At 52.3% G+C, this 14,888-nt stretch carries 19 protein-coding genes; 14 read left to right on the top strand and 5 right to left on the bottom strand.

Annotated elements, in window-relative coordinates; translation table 11 throughout:
- The 7 genes from OPC11_RS20445 to OPC11_RS20415 form a co-directional block, all read left to right on the top strand.
- Positions 1 to 1,272: hydantoinase B/oxoprolinase family protein (locus OPC11_RS20445; RefSeq protein WP_264783198.1), on the top strand; the 1,272-nt coding region annotated here is incomplete at its 5' end.
- 92 nt (positions 1,273 to 1,364) lie between these two features.
- Positions 1,365 to 1,805, top strand: coding sequence for an acetone carboxylase subunit gamma (locus tag OPC11_RS20440; RefSeq protein ID WP_264783197.1), 441 nt, complete (start codon positions 1,365 to 1,367; stop codon positions 1,803 to 1,805).
- Between the two features lie 55 nt (positions 1,806 to 1,860).
- Entirely contained in the window at positions 1,861 to 3,438 is a 1,578-nt protein-coding gene (locus OPC11_RS20435; RefSeq protein ID WP_306421039.1) for an AMP-binding protein, read from the top strand.
- Positions 3,438 to 3,860 carry a VOC family protein gene (locus OPC11_RS20430; RefSeq protein ID WP_264783196.1) on the top strand — a complete coding sequence of 141 codons (423 nt, stop codon included), beginning with the start codon at positions 3,438 to 3,440 and terminating at the stop codon, positions 3,858 to 3,860. The genes OPC11_RS20435 and OPC11_RS20430 overlap by 1 nt, the downstream gene beginning before the upstream one ends.
- Positions 3,861 to 4,346: 486 nt before the next feature.
- Positions 4,347 to 5,027 carry a helix-turn-helix domain-containing protein gene (locus tag OPC11_RS20425; RefSeq protein ID WP_264783195.1) on the top strand — a complete coding sequence of 227 codons (681 nt, stop codon included), beginning with the start codon at positions 4,347 to 4,349 and terminating at the stop codon, positions 5,025 to 5,027.
- Positions 5,024 to 5,422: a hypothetical protein gene (locus tag OPC11_RS20420; RefSeq protein WP_264783194.1), complete on the top strand. Its 399-nt coding sequence runs from the start codon at positions 5,024 to 5,026 to the stop codon at positions 5,420 to 5,422. The genes OPC11_RS20425 and OPC11_RS20420 overlap by 4 nt, the downstream gene beginning before the upstream one ends.
- Positions 5,423 to 5,482: 60 nt before the next feature.
- Positions 5,483 to 7,993, top strand: a complete 2,511-nt coding sequence (locus OPC11_RS20415; RefSeq protein WP_264783193.1) for a hydantoinase B/oxoprolinase family protein — start codon at positions 5,483 to 5,485, stop codon at positions 7,991 to 7,993.
- A 115-nt stretch (positions 7,994 to 8,108) separates the two neighbouring features.
- Here the strand turns inward: OPC11_RS20415 and OPC11_RS20410 are convergent, their stop codons facing one another.
- Positions 8,109 to 8,501: an SWIM zinc finger family protein gene (locus OPC11_RS20410; RefSeq protein ID WP_264783192.1), complete on the bottom strand. Its 393-nt coding sequence runs from the start codon at positions 8,499 to 8,501 to the stop codon at positions 8,109 to 8,111.
- 183 nt (positions 8,502 to 8,684) lie between these two features.
- On the opposite strand from OPC11_RS20410, the gene OPC11_RS20405 reads away from it, so the two are divergent.
- From OPC11_RS20405 to OPC11_RS20395, 3 genes are all read left to right on the top strand, one after another.
- Positions 8,685 to 9,038 (top strand): HTH domain-containing protein, encoded by a 354-nt coding sequence (locus OPC11_RS20405; RefSeq protein ID WP_264783191.1) that lies wholly within the window; start codon positions 8,685 to 8,687, stop codon positions 9,036 to 9,038.
- Positions 9,035 to 9,466: a type II toxin-antitoxin system VapC family toxin gene (locus OPC11_RS20400; protein WP_264783190.1), complete on the top strand. Its 432-nt coding sequence runs from the start codon at positions 9,035 to 9,037 to the stop codon at positions 9,464 to 9,466. Before OPC11_RS20405 ends, OPC11_RS20400 begins: the two co-directional genes overlap by 4 nt.
- Before the next feature lie 408 nt (positions 9,467 to 9,874).
- Positions 9,875 to 10,384, top strand: a complete 510-nt coding sequence (locus OPC11_RS20395) for a hypothetical protein (protein ID WP_264783189.1) — start codon at positions 9,875 to 9,877, stop codon at positions 10,382 to 10,384.
- 66 nt (positions 10,385 to 10,450) lie between these two features.
- Here OPC11_RS20395 and OPC11_RS20390 read toward each other — a convergent pair whose 3' ends face one another.
- Entirely contained in the window at positions 10,451 to 10,780 is a 330-nt protein-coding gene (locus tag OPC11_RS20390; RefSeq protein WP_264783188.1) for a hypothetical protein, read from the bottom strand.
- A 295-nt stretch (positions 10,781 to 11,075) separates the two neighbouring features.
- Here OPC11_RS20390 and OPC11_RS20385 point away from each other — a divergent pair, with 295 nt between their 5' ends.
- Positions 11,076 to 11,648, top strand: coding sequence for a MarR family transcriptional regulator (locus OPC11_RS20385; RefSeq protein WP_264783187.1), 573 nt, complete (start codon positions 11,076 to 11,078; stop codon positions 11,646 to 11,648).
- A 130-nt stretch (positions 11,649 to 11,778) separates the two neighbouring features.
- Here the strand turns inward: OPC11_RS20385 and OPC11_RS20380 are convergent, their stop codons facing one another.
- On the bottom strand, positions 11,779 to 12,522 hold the full coding sequence (locus OPC11_RS20380) for a DUF4396 domain-containing protein (protein WP_264783186.1): 744 nt from the start codon (positions 12,520 to 12,522) through the stop codon (positions 11,779 to 11,781).
- A 327-nt stretch (positions 12,523 to 12,849) separates the two neighbouring features.
- Between OPC11_RS20380 and OPC11_RS20375 the strand changes: the two genes are divergently transcribed.
- The 3 genes from OPC11_RS20375 (at position 12,850) to OPC11_RS20365 (ending at position 14,107) form a co-directional block, all read left to right on the top strand.
- Positions 12,850 to 13,146 (top strand): hypothetical protein, encoded by a 297-nt coding sequence (locus tag OPC11_RS20375; protein ID WP_264783185.1) that lies wholly within the window; start codon positions 12,850 to 12,852, stop codon positions 13,144 to 13,146.
- Positions 13,147 to 13,208: 62 nt separating this feature from the next.
- Complete coding sequence (locus OPC11_RS20370; RefSeq protein WP_264783184.1) at positions 13,209 to 13,559, top strand: SHOCT domain-containing protein; 351 nt, start codon at positions 13,209 to 13,211, stop codon at positions 13,557 to 13,559.
- A 137-nt stretch (positions 13,560 to 13,696) separates the two neighbouring features.
- Positions 13,697 to 14,107, top strand: coding sequence for a hypothetical protein (locus OPC11_RS20365; RefSeq protein ID WP_264783183.1), 411 nt, complete (start codon positions 13,697 to 13,699; stop codon positions 14,105 to 14,107).
- A gap of 16 nt (positions 14,108 to 14,123) precedes the next feature.
- Here the strand turns inward: OPC11_RS20365 and OPC11_RS20360 are convergent, their stop codons facing one another.
- Together OPC11_RS20360 and OPC11_RS20355 are read right to left on the bottom strand one after the other, a co-directional pair.
- Entirely contained in the window at positions 14,124 to 14,552 is a 429-nt protein-coding gene (locus tag OPC11_RS20360) for a PIN domain-containing protein (protein WP_264783182.1), read from the bottom strand.
- A gap of 9 nt (positions 14,553 to 14,561) precedes the next feature.
- On the bottom strand, positions 14,562 to 14,792 hold the full coding sequence (locus tag OPC11_RS20355; protein WP_264783181.1) for a hypothetical protein: 231 nt from the start codon (positions 14,790 to 14,792) through the stop codon (positions 14,562 to 14,564).
- Positions 14,793 to 14,888: the final 96 nt, after the last annotated feature.

Raw genomic sequence — 14,888 nt, 5'->3', positions numbered from 1 at the left:
CTCGTCTCCGCGTGGGCGCCACTCTGGCAGCATCTCTCGCGAGGGTACTACTCGCGAGGATTCTGGGAGGAGATCAATGCTGGCAACGCCAACACTTCGAACTGGCTGCAAGGGGGTGGTATCGACCAGTTCGACAAACTCCATGCGGTCAATTCCTTCGAATCAGCCTGTGAGGGAGTTGGCGCTCGATACGTCGAGGACGGCGAACCGCATGCTGCGGCTATCTGGAACCCCGAGGGTGACATGGGGGACGCTGAAGTGTGGGAAATGACCGAGCCCCTGCCGTTCTTGGGTCGGGCGGTTAAGCCCAACACAGGTGGAGCGGGTCGCCGGGCAGGTGGTGCCGGGTTTGAGTCCATGCGAACAGTTAAAGATGTAAGCCGATGGTTGCTCTACGAAATGGGCAACGGATATATGACCAGCGACGGTGGTCTTTTCGGCGGTTATCCGGCTGCTTCGGGTTACATCCTTAACGCCCAAAATACGGACCTGGAGGAGCGCTTCGAAAACCAGGAGGATTACCCTCAACACGATCTGGATCCGGAAAGTGGCGAGTTTGAATCGAAGATTGAGGGTGAGATCACTCGGCGTCCGGAGGGTATCAGCACCCCCAAGGAGTTCGACGATTACGACATGTACCTGAATTACCTGCGTGGTGGATCGGGACTTGGCGATCCCCTCGAACGAGACCCCGAGGATGTCGTCTCGGACATCCACGATGGGTACGTTTTGCCTCGACACGCTAAGGATGCTTACGGGGTTGTCGTCGAAAAGGTCAACGACGAGCCGAAACACAACTCTGCGGTGCAAGGCGAGTTCGAAGTCGATAAAGAGGCAACCGAAGAACTGCGTGCAGAGCGTCTCGCAGAGCGAGCGGAGAGGTCCCAACCGGTCTCGGAGTGGTACGACGAAGAACGCGAACGAATTCAAGACGAGGATCTCATCGACGATGTGAAAAAGACATACGTGAGCAGTATGCGGATGAGCAAGCAGTTCACAGAATTCTACGAGGAGTTCTGGGATCTGCCAGAGAACTTCGAATTCTCGTTGAGCGAGAAGGCAGAGAAATCGCTTGAAAATCGCTTCAAGACCGGTCTCAAACAGAAGTGGGACAACCCGACGAAAGGTCACGAGACATGGCTCGGTATTGGCCGCGATGATGAGCCGAGGGTGCCGTATACCTGGAAAGCCGATCGGTCGATCCAAGAACTATCAGATCCCGACGCGACGTTCGGTGATGCGACGCTAGGAAAAGCAATGGATGACGACTAACATAGAGGTGAATAACAATGCCAGAATCATACCCACGTGAACACATCGAAGATTTAGTCGACGATAACTTAGAGTGGAGTCAGTTGCACGATATGATGAGTGATTACAAGGACGCGGATCGATTCCAACAAGTCCGTGATGTACTTCAAGACCGCGTCGATTGGGATGACCCAATTATCATACCGTATGCAGAACACTTGTACGTCGTGGCAAAATCGGAAGACGAATGGGTGATCAAGTGTGACTGCGGTCACGAGTTCTGCGAACACGACGAGAACTGGAAAGCAGATGCACTGATTAATGTTCGAGACTCTGAAGAGGAGTATCTCGAAATCTATCCAAAGGATATGCATCCCCACCCGGACTACATGGAACTGCGTGAGTTCTTCTGCCCCGGTTGCAACACCTTACTCGAAGTAACCAACGTCATGCCGGGCTACCCACTCGTCCACGAGTTCGAGCCCGATATCGAGACATTCTACGAAGAATGGATCGAAGAGCCGATTCCGACGCCGGAGGCCCGGTCGACGTAACCACGAACCACTCTTTCTCCCCGAATTTCATTTAAACATAACAATCCTGGAGACAATGATGTCAGAGCATAGTCCACCAACACTAAAACAGTTGTACGAGTCGGTACTACGCCGGTATGCAACAGAACCTGCTATCACATTTGAGGGAGAGACGCTGACCTATGGTGATATCGATGCACGCTCAATTCGCTTCGCAAACGCGTTGTTGGATCTCGGTTTAGAATCCGAAGATTGCGTGGGTCTCCTGATGTCGAACCGGCCCGAGTACACCATCGCGGAGATTGGTCTCGCTCGTGCTGGCCTTGTGAAGGTACCATTGAACGACATGTTATCTACTGGTGACATCGAGTATATGTTGGACAATAGTGACGCCAATGCTGTCGTCGTAGGACCCAATTTCATTGAGATGATCGAAACGATTGCTCCGAATGTTCCAACACTGGATCAAGTTATCACAGTCGACGCGGGTGAGCACTCCTCACCCAAGAATGGTCATCAGGCAGAAGGTTTCGAACAACTCCTCAATGAGACTGATTCGTCCCCACTGACAGTCTCGGTCGCCAAAAACACCCTCGCAGGTATCTTCCACACGGGGGGGACGACCGGTGATCCAAAGGGGGTGAAACATACACAGGAGAATCTAGCGCTGAACGCGCTTGCTCATGCCATTGAACTCGATATACCGCCTCGTGACACGCTATTGTTAATGACACCGCTTCCACACTCTGCTGGCCTCATTATGGCTGGCGGTCTCTTGAAAGGTAGTAGACACATAATTACACAGGGATTCGATGCTGAGCTCGCACTTGAAATCATTGAACAGGAGAGCATCTCGTGGACATTCATGGTTCCAACGATGATCTATCGTATCCTCGATCTACTCGACGAAAACGAGTACGATACATCAACATTAGAGACGCTTACCTACGGGGCCGCACCGATGAAGCCGGATCGGCTGCGTGAGGGGCTTGAGCAACTCGGCAATGTATTCGTGCAGTTTTATGGCCAGTATGAAACGCCCGATCTCATCACCGTTCTGCCAAAGAGTGCACATGACCCAAAAAACGAAGAGCGTCTTTCCTCCTGTGGTGTCCCGACTGCGATGTGTGAAGTGGCTATCGTTGACGACGGCAAACCAGTTGACTCTGGTGAAGTAGGGGAGATCCTGGCACGTGGTGCCTATACTATGGAAGGGTACTACGAGATGCCTGAAAAGACCGATGAGACCATGGATAACGGCTGGGTTCATACCGGCGATATCGGAAGGAGAGACGAGGATGGGTACGTCTATATTCTTGACCGAGATTCTGATGTGATCATTACCGGGGGAATGAATGTGTACTCCGTCACTGTCGAGGAAGTCATCCAGCAGCACGAACAGGTGTCAAACGTCGCCGTTATCGGCGTCCCACACGACGAATGGGGTGAAGCTGTGAAGGCCATCATCGTCCCGACAGGTGATTCCGTCAACCGCAATGATCTCCGGGCGTTCTGTGCCGATCGTTTAGCCAATTACAAGACGCCTAAGTCGTTCGACGTGGTAGAGGAGCTCCCAACGACACCCTACGGGAAGCTCGATAAGAAACGGCTCCGTGAACCCTACTGGGGAACCCAAACACGCGAGATTACGTGATGGTCACCAAAATTGATCACCTCGGTATTCTTGTCGAGGATATCGATGCCGCTAAACCGGTGTTCGAATTCCTTGGCCTCGAAACCGGAGCTATCGAGCATATTCCTGGGTTTGGCGTTGAAATCGCGTTCATCAGGGTTGGAGAAAGCCTTATCGAACTGGTCCAACCAGTTGAAGACGAATCCAGCATCGCTGCTGACTTGGACGCGGTAGATAACGACGCATTGCTCCATCACGTCGCCTTTCGTGTCGATGACATTCAGACTCAATTAGACTTGTTGCATGCGGCAGATATCCCACTCGCTGATTCGGAACCTCGCACTGGTGCAGGCGGCTCAAAAGTCGCATTTCTCGCCCAGCGTGCAAGTAATGGAGTTCGGATCGAACTCGTGGAACGAAAATTCGAGGTGACATTCGATTGAATGCCGTCACGACCGGTGAGTACCACGTTCATCAAAGGCCGCTAACAGCTGAAGCTGCGGGTATCGCCATCCCAGTGACTTATCACTAAGTAATGTTTTCCAAGAAATAATTGAGCAATCATTATTTATTCAGAATTAATCATTGTAATTAAGAAAAGAGTAATATCCTAACCACAATTGTGATTTCATATTTATAGGATTTAGAAAAATTAATTTGGATAAAACTGATCGTGCTCTCAACGTCGTATCGAAATTAGGTGACCGACTAAATTATTTATAAGGTCAAAACATATGCCGTTCTTGTTCGTGGTAACAATTAACCCAGGTCGCCAAAATAAGCGGGATAACCAGTCACGATAGTGCCGTATGAGTTTGCCATGATAAATACCACGCGGTTACACCGTCAAATATGCGGGACAGAAATCGATTACAGAGTGTATGAATTAATGTCACCAGTTCAGAAACACGTGGTACTGCTCTGAAGACATGCTCAGAATTCAATTTCGGGTGCATTTAGCAGGCATTTCAGCACAATTATTCGCCGTTGAGGACCAAGTTGAAAGTATCGAGATCGATAATGCACTACCAGTGACTGGTGACGCCGTTTTTCTCTTTTTGACTGTTCAATTTGATTCCGAGGTTTCAGAGGAGAGACTTTCCAATCAGCTACCAAATTTGCAGATAGTGGATATAGCACAAGCAGAGGTGAACGAACACACGTATTATCTCGGTGTGATGGCAGACCTTGCCGATGCCTCCGTCTTGTCGCTATTGACCGAAAATCAGGCAATTCCGCACAGAATCATCGGTAAGAACTATCACCTCGATGTGATGGCATCGGTTCGTGACTGGAACCATCTCAAGGAAGTGGCGAGCACTATCGAGGACGAACACGGATCTCTGGAGTTGATCGGAACCACTCAAACTGAAAATATTGGGTTTCCACTGGGAGGAAACAAAATCAAGCAAAGCATGTCGGGGAAATTGTCGGACGAGCAGTTAGAAGTACTTGAGAAGGCCTACCAGATGGGTTATTTCAAGGTACCACAGGAAGTGACGGCGGAAGAAATTGCCAGTGAGTTAGATATCAGCAGATCGACCCTGAGTGAGCGTCTTCGTCGTGTTGAACACAACTTCTGTGCACTGCTCTTTGGCCCACGAAAATGACTACCATCATCATCATCAAATCGACTGAACAACAGCCCACTGTCAGAGAGGTACTTGATTCAGTGGTTGCGGTGGGTGACGAAGTTTGCTTTCTCCGCTTACCGACTGTACGCTGTCTCGGTTCGTTGATACAGGAAATAAACCCGATGAGTAACTACGGTGTTGATTACACAATCAATTGTCTCCCAGAGAGATACGACGTAACTGACCTCGTAGAACTTGCAATCGAAACCGACGCGGATAGAATCTGTATCGGGATCTCCGAAAAGACACTAACTGGAAAGGCACGAATTGACGAGCTCACTCAATCAATTCTTCTTCACGATGATATTTCTGGTGACTTCGTGGTTGGAGAGCACGTCATCATTTTGGAGGAACTGAAGTATGGAGAATAGCCAAACGAACCCCTCCGTGTGGACGCATCGACAGCTGAAAGCGAGTGATACAGACAAGCCATGAGTCCGACTGACCAAACCAAGACCGAAGAACGCCGTGCCGAAGCAAAGCGCGAAAAGGAAAAAGTACGAAAGAAGCAACTGCGAGGCGAAGGCATTGGCTGGAATGGGAAAACACTCCGCGAGCAGTTGGCCGAACTTGAGGACAAGACGGAAGCAACGGATCATTACGGCGGGCTGACAAAATTGACGTTAAAGGATGAAGACCCCATCCGGTATGAACAGCTGTACGCGCGGCTCCGTGGCGACCTCGTTACGGCTCGTGAAACATCGAAGGAAGTCTCTGCCACTCCTATTGTTGAACAAGAAGGCGAACTCTGTTATGGACTCTTTACACCAGAGGGCGACTCTATTGCCGTTTCAACGGGTATTATTGTCCATATCCACACGATGAGCGAAGCTATCAAATTTATGATTAACCACAATTATGAAGAAAATCCAGGTATTAATCCTGGAGACATTTTCATCAATAACGACCCTCACGTTGGCGATGTTCATCCATGTGACTTAATGACACTCATTCCAGTTTTCCATGATGGCGAACTTGTCGCTTGGGCTGGCGGGGTCAATCACGTTATCGATACCGGGGCAATCGGACCAGGGAGCATGAACGTCTCGCAGGCCTCTCGGTTTGGTGATGGGGCGTACTACACGGCCCGCAAAATTGGCGAGAATTTCGAACTATATAATTCCTGGAAAAAGGAATACCCAGCTAAGACACGAACACCTAATTTCTTGAAACTCGATGAGCGGACTCGAATAACTGGCTGTCTAATGATACGGGATTCGGTGAATGAAATTATAGATTCTGTTGGTGTCGATACGTTCAAACAACTTTCTCGGGAAGCCGTTGAGGATGGCCGGCGGAGCTTTCGGAACCGTATCAAGCGGACTATGTTACCCGGTACGTATCGTGGCGCCTCATTCGTCGATGCTCTCTATGAAGGACAAGAGAACATCACTCGCGAATATGCGAACGAGAATCATATCATGCATGCACCTTCAGAACTCCATATTCGGGAAGACGGGACATTCCAAGTTTCGTTCGAAGGTGCAAATAAATGGGGTTGGCATCCGTATAATTGCACACCAGCAGCTATCCAAGGCGGCGTGTGGGTGATGTTGACTCAGACAGTTATCCCGAACGAGTTGGTTAATGACGGTGCCTATTACGCCTGTGATTTCCACCTGCCCGTTGGTTCCTGGGCGAATACGCAAAATACAGAAACAGCACATGCCTATGCGTGGCACTTTCTCGTCTCCGCGTGGGCGCCACTCTGGCAGCATCTCTCGCGAGGGTACTACTCGCGAGGATTCTGGGAGGAGATCAATGCTGGCAACGCCAACACTTCGAACTGGCTGCAAGGGGGTGGTATCGACCAGTTCGACAAACTCCATGCGGTCAATTCCTTCGAAGCTGCCTGTGAAGGAATTGGCGCTCGATATGTTGAGGATGGGGAACCACATGCATCAGCTGTCTGGAATCCAGAAGGAGATATGGGAGATGCCGAAGCATGGGAACGGGTCGAACCACTACCGTTCCTTGGGCGTGCTGTTAAACCGAATACGGGTGGTGCTGGCCGTAGAGCAGGTGGAGCCGGGTTTGAGTCCATGCGAACAGTTAAAGATGTAAGCCGATGGTTGCTCTACGAAATGGGCAACGGATATATGACCAGTGATAGTGGTCTCTTCGGCGGTTATCCGGCGGCCTCAGGGTACATTCTTAATGCTCGAAATACGGATCTGAAAGAGCGCTTTGAGAACGGTGAGGACTATCCGCAACATGATCTTGACCCGGAAAGTGGCGAGTTTGAATCGAAGATTGAGGGTGAGATCACTCGGCGTCCGGAGGGTATCAGCACCCCCAAGGAGTTCGATGACTATGATTTATATTTGAACTATCTGCGTGGTGGATCGGGGCTTGGTGATCCCCTTGAACGCGATCCCAAGGACGTCCTCTCGGATATTCACGACGGATATATTCTTCCCCGGCACGCCGAAGATGCTTATGGGGTCGTTGTCGAGAAGATCAACGGCAAGGCGAAGCACAATTCCTCCGTTCAAGGAGAATGGACAATTGACGAAAATGCAACCGCGAAGTGCCGTCAAGAGATACAGAATAAACGAGCACAGAAGGCCCAGCCGGTCTCGGAGTGGTACGACGAAGAACGCGAACGAATTCAAGACGAGGATCTCATCGACGATGTGAAAAAGACATACGTGAGCAGCATGCGGATGAGCACTCAGTTCGCTAAGTTCTTCCGTAGCTTCTGGGATTTATCCGAGGACTTTGAGTTCGAACTAAGCGAGAAGGCACAGCGATCCCTCAACAATCGGTTTGACACCGGTCTCCGTCCTATGTGGGATAACTATACACTCCGACACAAAACATGGCTTGACATTGGAGACGAGCCATACGTCCCCTACACCTGGACAAACCGCTCTATTCAGGATCTTTCGGGATCACAGTCAACCTTTGGTGATAGCCGGTCAATGACTGACGATGACTGACACAGCCAGTTACGCATTCCGTTTCATAGGCCTCGAATCTTGAGCGTCATTATCGCCGCTGAAAGCCTTTCACAGTTCTTATTGAGATATATTAAAAAAGAAATTGAAGCAGTGGTTAGTTCGGCAGTTCCTTCCGTCCTGTTCTCACGCACGGCCAGCACGGGAAGCCCCCGAGGCCGTCACAGCCACAGTCTTCGGGTTCGGCATCGTTGTCATCGTCCCCGGATGGGAATGCGTCGAGCGTCCCATCGTCGGTTGCGGTTTCGACGGCGGCCATGTGTTTGCAAAAGGCGTTGCGGTGAACATGATGCAGACACGTGCAGGCCATCAGGTCCACGGTCACGTCGTCGATGGAGACGGTGTACTGGTGGGCTGCGGGCTTGTCGTGACTCTCGTTGGTGACTTCGATGAGTCCAGGGGCATCGACGTCGAAGGAGAACTGTTCGGCCTGTGCGCGTTTCTGTGCCGTCTCGTCAGCTTCAAGTTCACGAGGCGTTTTCGTTGACATGGTCTTCTGGGTAGCATTACGGAAGACCGATGCCGGGTGTTAGAGCACCCGGCGCGTTTCTACACACGCCCGAGGGCACCGTTCTTCCTACCATATTGTATACGCCACATGGTCATAAAGGTTGGTATTTACCACATGGCATACACCAACAGGGCTATACTTCGGTAGTGTGTACTGTTGGGTATGTCCAAAGATCGCAGTGATTCAGGGCGGTACGTCGAAACGGTCACACTCGCCGACGTACTCGCCATTTTCGAGGAAGTAGAGGGACCAGTAGTGACCTCTGGTGATGTCGCAGATTCGCTTGAGTGTTCACGAGAGACTGCTCGGCGGAAGCTTGGTCAACTCGAAGATCAGGGTCGAGTGAAGAGTCGCCAGACTGCTGGTCGAGTCGTCTGGTGGCTTGTCGATGAGGATTCGGTGAATGAGGTGGATTCAAGCGATCCAATCTTTTCACGGACGACCTACTGCTCTGGAGAGTCCACTGATGCATCTGAACATGTGGACGACATTCTCTATGGGAAAAGGTCAAAATGAGTCGCCCACTGCCGCTGTTTGTTGATACTGGTGGGTTGTACGCTGCCTTTGACAAGGATGATGTGAATCACGAACAGGCGAATGCGGTCTTCGATGGAATGGAAGCCGGTGAGTATGGACCGGTATTCACCAGTCGATATGTGCTTTCGGAGTTTGCGACGTTGATGTTGTACCAGATAGGGCATTCAGCGGCTATAGAGGCGCTTTCGACGGTTCGGCAGTCGAAGACGTTCAATATCCTGCCGGTGGGAAAGGCAACGTTTGACGCGGCGTGTGAGGAGTTCGAGCGTTTTGACGACCAGCAGATTTCGTTTGTCGATCAGACGAGTGCGGTGCTTGCCCGAGAGCACGAGATAGAGCATCTGTTCGCCTTCGACAGTGATTTTTCGACGATGGGATTCGAGCGGGTGCCAGTGGATATCGAATGATCTCGGATGAGGCAGCTAACTTCAAGGCCGAACGTGCCAGTCTTCGGAAGCAGCTGCAAGCAGCGGAGACAGCACAGGAACGCCGTGAAGTGATGCGTGCGACGGCAGCACTTGAGCGGAAAGAGCATGCCGAGACGTACGAGAAACTCGCAAAAGAGTAGAGAACCGCGGCTTAGTAGTTCTTTTTTCGGATAAATCACGTCCCAACTCTGCTGTTAGTTTTGTCACAACTCGATCGTAGAGTCGTTCGAGATAGTCGCTAATCGTCATCCTCAGCTAGAAATCTCCCTGGTAAGCAGGGTGACTGACCGACTTTCTCAACTCATCTTAATTCCCCTAATAAATACAATTAATGTGTTTCTATATAAATAATCATTCATATATGCAATATCTTTATTGTGGGGTATTGTGACGGATGTACCAGAGGGTTACGACTCAATGTACGAATTACCGCGACGAACAGTCATAGGTCTCCTTGGAGGAGGAATAACTACTGCACTCGGGAGCGGGCTTGCAGCGGCGAGACACGTTCCAGAACTCCCCCGTATCACGTTCAATAAACAGACCAATCGTGTCCAAGAAAATAAACCGACCACCGTCGTAGTTCCGCGGGCGGATCTTCCGGAAGGTGGGTGGATCGTAATCCATGAAGGTCGACATGAAGACCATATGCACAGCGAAGGTGATCATCAGATGATGAATATCATCGGTCACTCCGAGTATCTTGAACCGGGTCACTACGGTGGACTCAAGATAGCGGTGTCCCCGTCTGAGACAGGCACCCAAGCGCTTACTGCGGTACTCCATAAGGACGATGGTGACGAGGAATTTGATCATCCAGGTAGTGACCCACACTACACGACTTCAGATGGATCAGAACCGGTTCGGGATGTTGCAGAAGTCAGGTTCAAAACTTGACAATATAATTTCAGATAGTAAAATGAATAGTGGCGTCCGAGTGTGGATATGGTTCACGGGGTATGTTCATGATGTCGGCGCGTGCTCCGTGGATTCCAGTCGTTCTTTGAAGAAGATGAGTTCCTTATTGGTGTGGTCATAGAGCTTCGATTTGTCGTCAAGAACGGTAGTACACAGCCACTTCAGGGCACGTTCCCGCTGTGAGTTTGGGAAATCCATCCAGACGGCATGTGACATCCGAGTTCCGGCTTCAGTCTCTTCGAGTCGAATGGTACCACCCTCAGGAATACGAACGGTAACGAGTCCGCAAAGGCGGGGATAGTACGCCGTCCCACTCCAGACCGCCACGTTCGGATGATCGATGTACGGAAATCGGCCGTGGAGGTCGGCGTCCATCCCGGCGACCTCTTCACGCTGATGGAATGTTGCCCCTTCACGTGGGCGATTGTCGGGGGTATCGTATTCGAGTCCGTAGTGTTCCTCAGGATTCGACGCCGTCCAGTGGACGAGGTCAACGCAAGGGCATGACCATCGCTGACCGCAGCACTCCAGTATCCGTTCGCGCGTCAGGCACCACCGAAGTCTTGCGCCGGATAATCAAAACTGGTACAGTGTTGTCTCACCAACGAAATCGCATGACCAACCGACACGCTAGACTGAGGTGGAGTGGATGAATCGACGTCGGGGCGACATGGTCGTCGGGATTCTCATTGTTGCCATCCTCCTCGTCGGCAGTGCGCTCAGTTGGCAAGCGTTCCAACAGCAGCAAGCCTTCGACCAGATGGGCTCGATGATGGGGACGTCTATGGGTGCCGTCCATGGGACGAATCCGCTCTGGTACGTCCTCGGGACACTGCTCATCTCCGCTGTCGTCGGTGGACTCTATCTCACTGTCCGTGACGATCTCCCGGTAGCGGGGGCAAATGAACAATCTCTGAACGAGTTATCGCGTGCGGCCGACAGAGAGATCGATAGCTCACCGGAGGACGACGTTCAATCGAATGGTACGATTAACCCGGAGGAGCAGCCTCGAGCCCGCGTCCTCGATCTCTTGCCGGACGACGAACGCCGGATCCTCGAACCAGTCCTCTCTTCGCCCGGTATCACCCAGATCGAACTACGGGATCGCTCGGACTTCTCGAAGAGCAAAGTGAGCCAGACGGTCAGTGCCCTCGAGAAGCGTGGCCTACTGTACCGCGAACGCCAGGGGCGGACGTATCGCATCTATCCGAGCGACGACTTGCAGCAGAATCAGGTGCACTAGCAATCGTTATCACAGAGCTAGAACCGTTTGGACCCGTGGTCGTGGGTGCCGAACTTGAGACGAGCTACATCCATGTGACATACTCGTCACATACAGGGAGGACTGATATTCGTAGGGGTTGGATACGTCACTAATCGGCAGCCTGTTCCTGTCCTTTGGGCTGACTCTGGCCCATCTCAGCAGGGTTCTTCATTCCTTCCTTGACGCCGAAGTGAACCAGGACGGCATTGATGGGGAAAGCGAAGACGAATCCAACCGATAGCGAAAACACGAGCGCCCCCCAGAACAGGAGGCCGCTTATGTGCGCCTGGCTCGCGATCAGCAGATCTGTCCCGATTGCGGCGATCTCCATGATGGTGATGCTCGGTGTTTCGCTGTAGAGAGCGTCGAACATCGCCTCACGAAAACCGACGCCCTCCTGCATCAGCGGGCCGACGGTGAGCGCGTAGCCGAATATGTATGCGAGTGCGAACGTTCCTGCGGTAACGATTGACGTACTCTGGAGTGCGAGCAGCCCCGCAAGGAGCGCGAACCCGAGGACTTCGCCGGCGCCACACCCGGAGTAGCAGTGGGCGGTCGATCGGAACCCACGACGCCACAGCGAGTCACGGCTGATCTGGGTGCGCCCGGAGTACCAGTAGACCGCAAGTCCGAATGGCCCGGAGTATAAGACAACGAGCGTCCAAACGCCTTTCATCATCGACGGGAGCGCCTGATTGTGATTACGGACATCCCACCAAAGGACGCCTACGGACGCGAGCACGAACAGCGCCCAGATCCCCATGACGAGTGGGTCCGACAGGATTGGTTTCATCACATGACGAACCGGTGCGAGTGCGTGTTCGATCTGTGTGAGGAGTTCTTGGAGTGGCATAGTTTACGGAATACCTTCAGCAATTCGAAGTGATGCGTTATCGTCCGGGGGTCGATGACTCGGTACACGACCTAGTTGGGGAGGGGGACTTTCCCCAGTTGTGGTTAAGATTCCAAAGCTCGTCACGTCACTATTGTCAGCCCTCAACTGTTCCACCAAATCGAGGCGGGCCAATTCACTCCCCGACGAATTCGGCGGAGATGAACGATTCTATTTGCGAGAAACGATTAGAACGCCCTATAAACGTTCTCGGACGTTCTCCTGCTTAGGTTCACACCCATCGGGATAACTCCCGAGCGGTCCTACGAGTAACCGAGGGGAAGACCAATGACGAACTTCAACATCGGCCGCTGGCTGCTCTTGGCACTCGCGATCGTCGGACTCGCGTTCGCCGCCCCCGTGGTCACCGCACACGGCAATGAAACGACCGCTGACGACGCGCCCCCCTACGACGGGAACGCAGCTGACTGGGCGGCCTGGATGGAAGCACAGATGACCGAGCACATGGGCCCCGGTAGTGTCGAGTGGATGGAGTCACACATGGGTGTGACCGTCGACGAGATGGCCCAGGACATGGCTGACAATGGCCACGACGGCGGGATGTACGGGCAGGGTCACTGCTAACGAACCCTGACCGTATCGAACGCGTTGAACGAACACGGAAACTCACCCCACAACTCACGATCATGACGCAATTCACCACTCACTTCGGACGCACCGATCGTCGACTCACGCTACTCGCCGTCCCCCTGCTCGTCGCGACGACCGGTACGGCTGCCGCCATGGGCGGAAGCTACGGCGGCGGCATGATGGGCGGCGGCTGGGGACTGTTCGGTGGAGCAATGGGCCTCTGGGGGCTCCTCTGGATGGGATTGCTCATCGCGATCCCACTCTACCTTGTCTTGGCACTCGCAAGGCGTGACGGAGACGGAACCGACGAACGGCCGCTGGCGGTCCTCAGAGAGCGCTACGCGTGTGGTGAGCTCTCGGACGATGAATTCGAACGGCGGCGTGAACAACTCGAACGTGCCGGGTAACCCTCCCGGTATCTGTTATAATATCGCCAGATGTCCGTTCTATCGGTAAGATCCAGGATAGGGACGAACGTTCGCGGAACGCCACGTTTCGGTCAACAAGCTCGTGGAACACGTTCAGACGCTCGCTGACCGTATCGATGAACTCGAACAGGAAGTCATCGAGAAAAACGAGCGAACGGAGGTTAATTCAGCAGCTCCTTGCGACCCGCACGAACGCATGGCCAACACGGGAAGTCGTCGAGGCTGTCGCAGTCACAGTTCTCTGGTTCAGAGTCATTGTCGTCCTCCGACGGGAAGGCATCGAGTGTGCCGTCGTCGGTTGCGTTGTCGACGGCGGCCATGTGTTTGCAGACGGCGTTCCGGTGGACGTGATGCGGACAGGTACACGCCATCAGTTAGTTGGTCACGTCGTCGATGGAGACTGTGTACTCATGCTCTTCGGGGTTCTCGTGGCTCTCGTTGGTGACTTCAACGAGTCCAGGGGCATCAACGTCGAAGGCAAATTGTTCGGTCTGTGCGCGTTTCTGTGCCGTCTCATCATTCTGTGAGATCGGTGGCTTGCTGCTATTCTCGTTCTGAAATTGTGTCGAATGAAGTGATAACGTCGCTCGTCGAATACACCGGTACCAGATCTTGCTCATCGAAATCAGAGTCATCGCTCCAGACGCCTGCTTCACAAGCGAGCGCACATGAAACATACAATACATCATCAGGGTCTGTCGCACCAATCGCTTTGTTAGCCTGCTCAATGAACGGATAGAAGTCTGTAGCAGGGACGATGTCAATATATTGAAAGAGTAGTTCGATGAACTGATTGACTCGGTCCGCATCCATGCCAGATTTCTCAACGATGAGATCTTCGTAGTTCCCGATTTCGTCGTGGACAACTTCAGGAGTTAGAAGATCGGGTTCAAGTGTAACAATGAGTTCGCGTGTTTTCGAATTCGCGATAAGCGCAGAGATAACAACGTTGGCGTCGACAACCAGCTTCATTCGTCAATACTACCTCGACTCTTCTTCGAGGGATTTACGCGCGCTCTGATTGATCTTGGCGGAAATTTCCTCGACATCCTCATTCGTGAGTTCGCTGCCAACTGTGAGTTCGTCCATCAAGTCGAGCTTCTTGATCTTGTCTTCGATTGCCTGGCGAGTGACTTCGCTCCAGTTGATCTCTGGATGGTTTTCCATTCGCTGCTTGAGGTCGTCATCGACGTTGACCGTGATGGTGGGCATACAGAATACTATAGAGACACAGAATACTGTGTCTTTCGGTTGACAATGATGATGGTCTCGCAGTGATACACGAGTCAGGATTTCCGGCAGTGACCG

It is taken from the genome of Haladaptatus sp. T7 (genome assembly GCF_026008575.1).
Classification (GTDB): domain Archaea; phylum Halobacteriota; class Halobacteria; order Halobacteriales; family Haladaptataceae; genus Haladaptatus; species Haladaptatus paucihalophilus.
Note: the sequence above shows the minus strand (reverse complement) of the source record. Positions and strands in the feature narration are given on the sequence as shown.

Coding starts and splice junctions, on each gene's coding strand:
- OPC11_RS20440 (WP_264783197.1), top strand. CDS start 1,365: ATGATGAGTGATTACAAGGACGCGGATCGATTCCAACAAGTCCGTGAT.
- OPC11_RS20435 (WP_306421039.1), top strand. CDS start 1,861: ATGATGTCAGAGCATAGTCCACCAACACTAAAACAGTTGTACGAGTCG.
- OPC11_RS20430 (WP_264783196.1), top strand. CDS start 3,438: ATGGTCACCAAAATTGATCACCTCGGTATTCTTGTCGAGGATATCGAT.
- OPC11_RS20425 (WP_264783195.1), top strand. CDS start 4,347: ATGCTCAGAATTCAATTTCGGGTGCATTTAGCAGGCATTTCAGCACAA.
- OPC11_RS20420 (WP_264783194.1), top strand. CDS start 5,024: ATGACTACCATCATCATCATCAAATCGACTGAACAACAGCCCACTGTC.
- OPC11_RS20415 (WP_264783193.1), top strand. CDS start 5,483: ATGAGTCCGACTGACCAAACCAAGACCGAAGAACGCCGTGCCGAAGCA.
- OPC11_RS20410 (WP_264783192.1), bottom strand. CDS start 8,501: ATGTCAACGAAAACGCCTCGTGAACTTGAAGCTGACGAGACGGCACAG.
- OPC11_RS20405 (WP_264783191.1), top strand. CDS start 8,685: ATGTCCAAAGATCGCAGTGATTCAGGGCGGTACGTCGAAACGGTCACA.
- OPC11_RS20400 (WP_264783190.1), top strand. CDS start 9,035: ATGAGTCGCCCACTGCCGCTGTTTGTTGATACTGGTGGGTTGTACGCT.
- OPC11_RS20390 (WP_264783188.1), bottom strand. CDS start 10,780: ATGGACGCCGACCTCCACGGCCGATTTCCGTACATCGATCATCCGAAC.
- OPC11_RS20385 (WP_264783187.1), top strand. CDS start 11,076: ATGGTCGTCGGGATTCTCATTGTTGCCATCCTCCTCGTCGGCAGTGCG.
- OPC11_RS20380 (WP_264783186.1), bottom strand. CDS start 12,522: ATGCCACTCCAAGAACTCCTCACACAGATCGAACACGCACTCGCACCG.
- OPC11_RS20375 (WP_264783185.1), top strand. CDS start 12,850: ATGACGAACTTCAACATCGGCCGCTGGCTGCTCTTGGCACTCGCGATC.
- OPC11_RS20370 (WP_264783184.1), top strand. CDS start 13,209: ATGACGCAATTCACCACTCACTTCGGACGCACCGATCGTCGACTCACG.
- OPC11_RS20365 (WP_264783183.1), top strand. CDS start 13,697: ATGAACTCGAACAGGAAGTCATCGAGAAAAACGAGCGAACGGAGGTTA.
- OPC11_RS20360 (WP_264783182.1), bottom strand. CDS start 14,552: ATGAAGCTGGTTGTCGACGCCAACGTTGTTATCTCTGCGCTTATCGCG.
- OPC11_RS20355 (WP_264783181.1), bottom strand. CDS start 14,792: ATGCCCACCATCACGGTCAACGTCGATGACGACCTCAAGCAGCGAATG.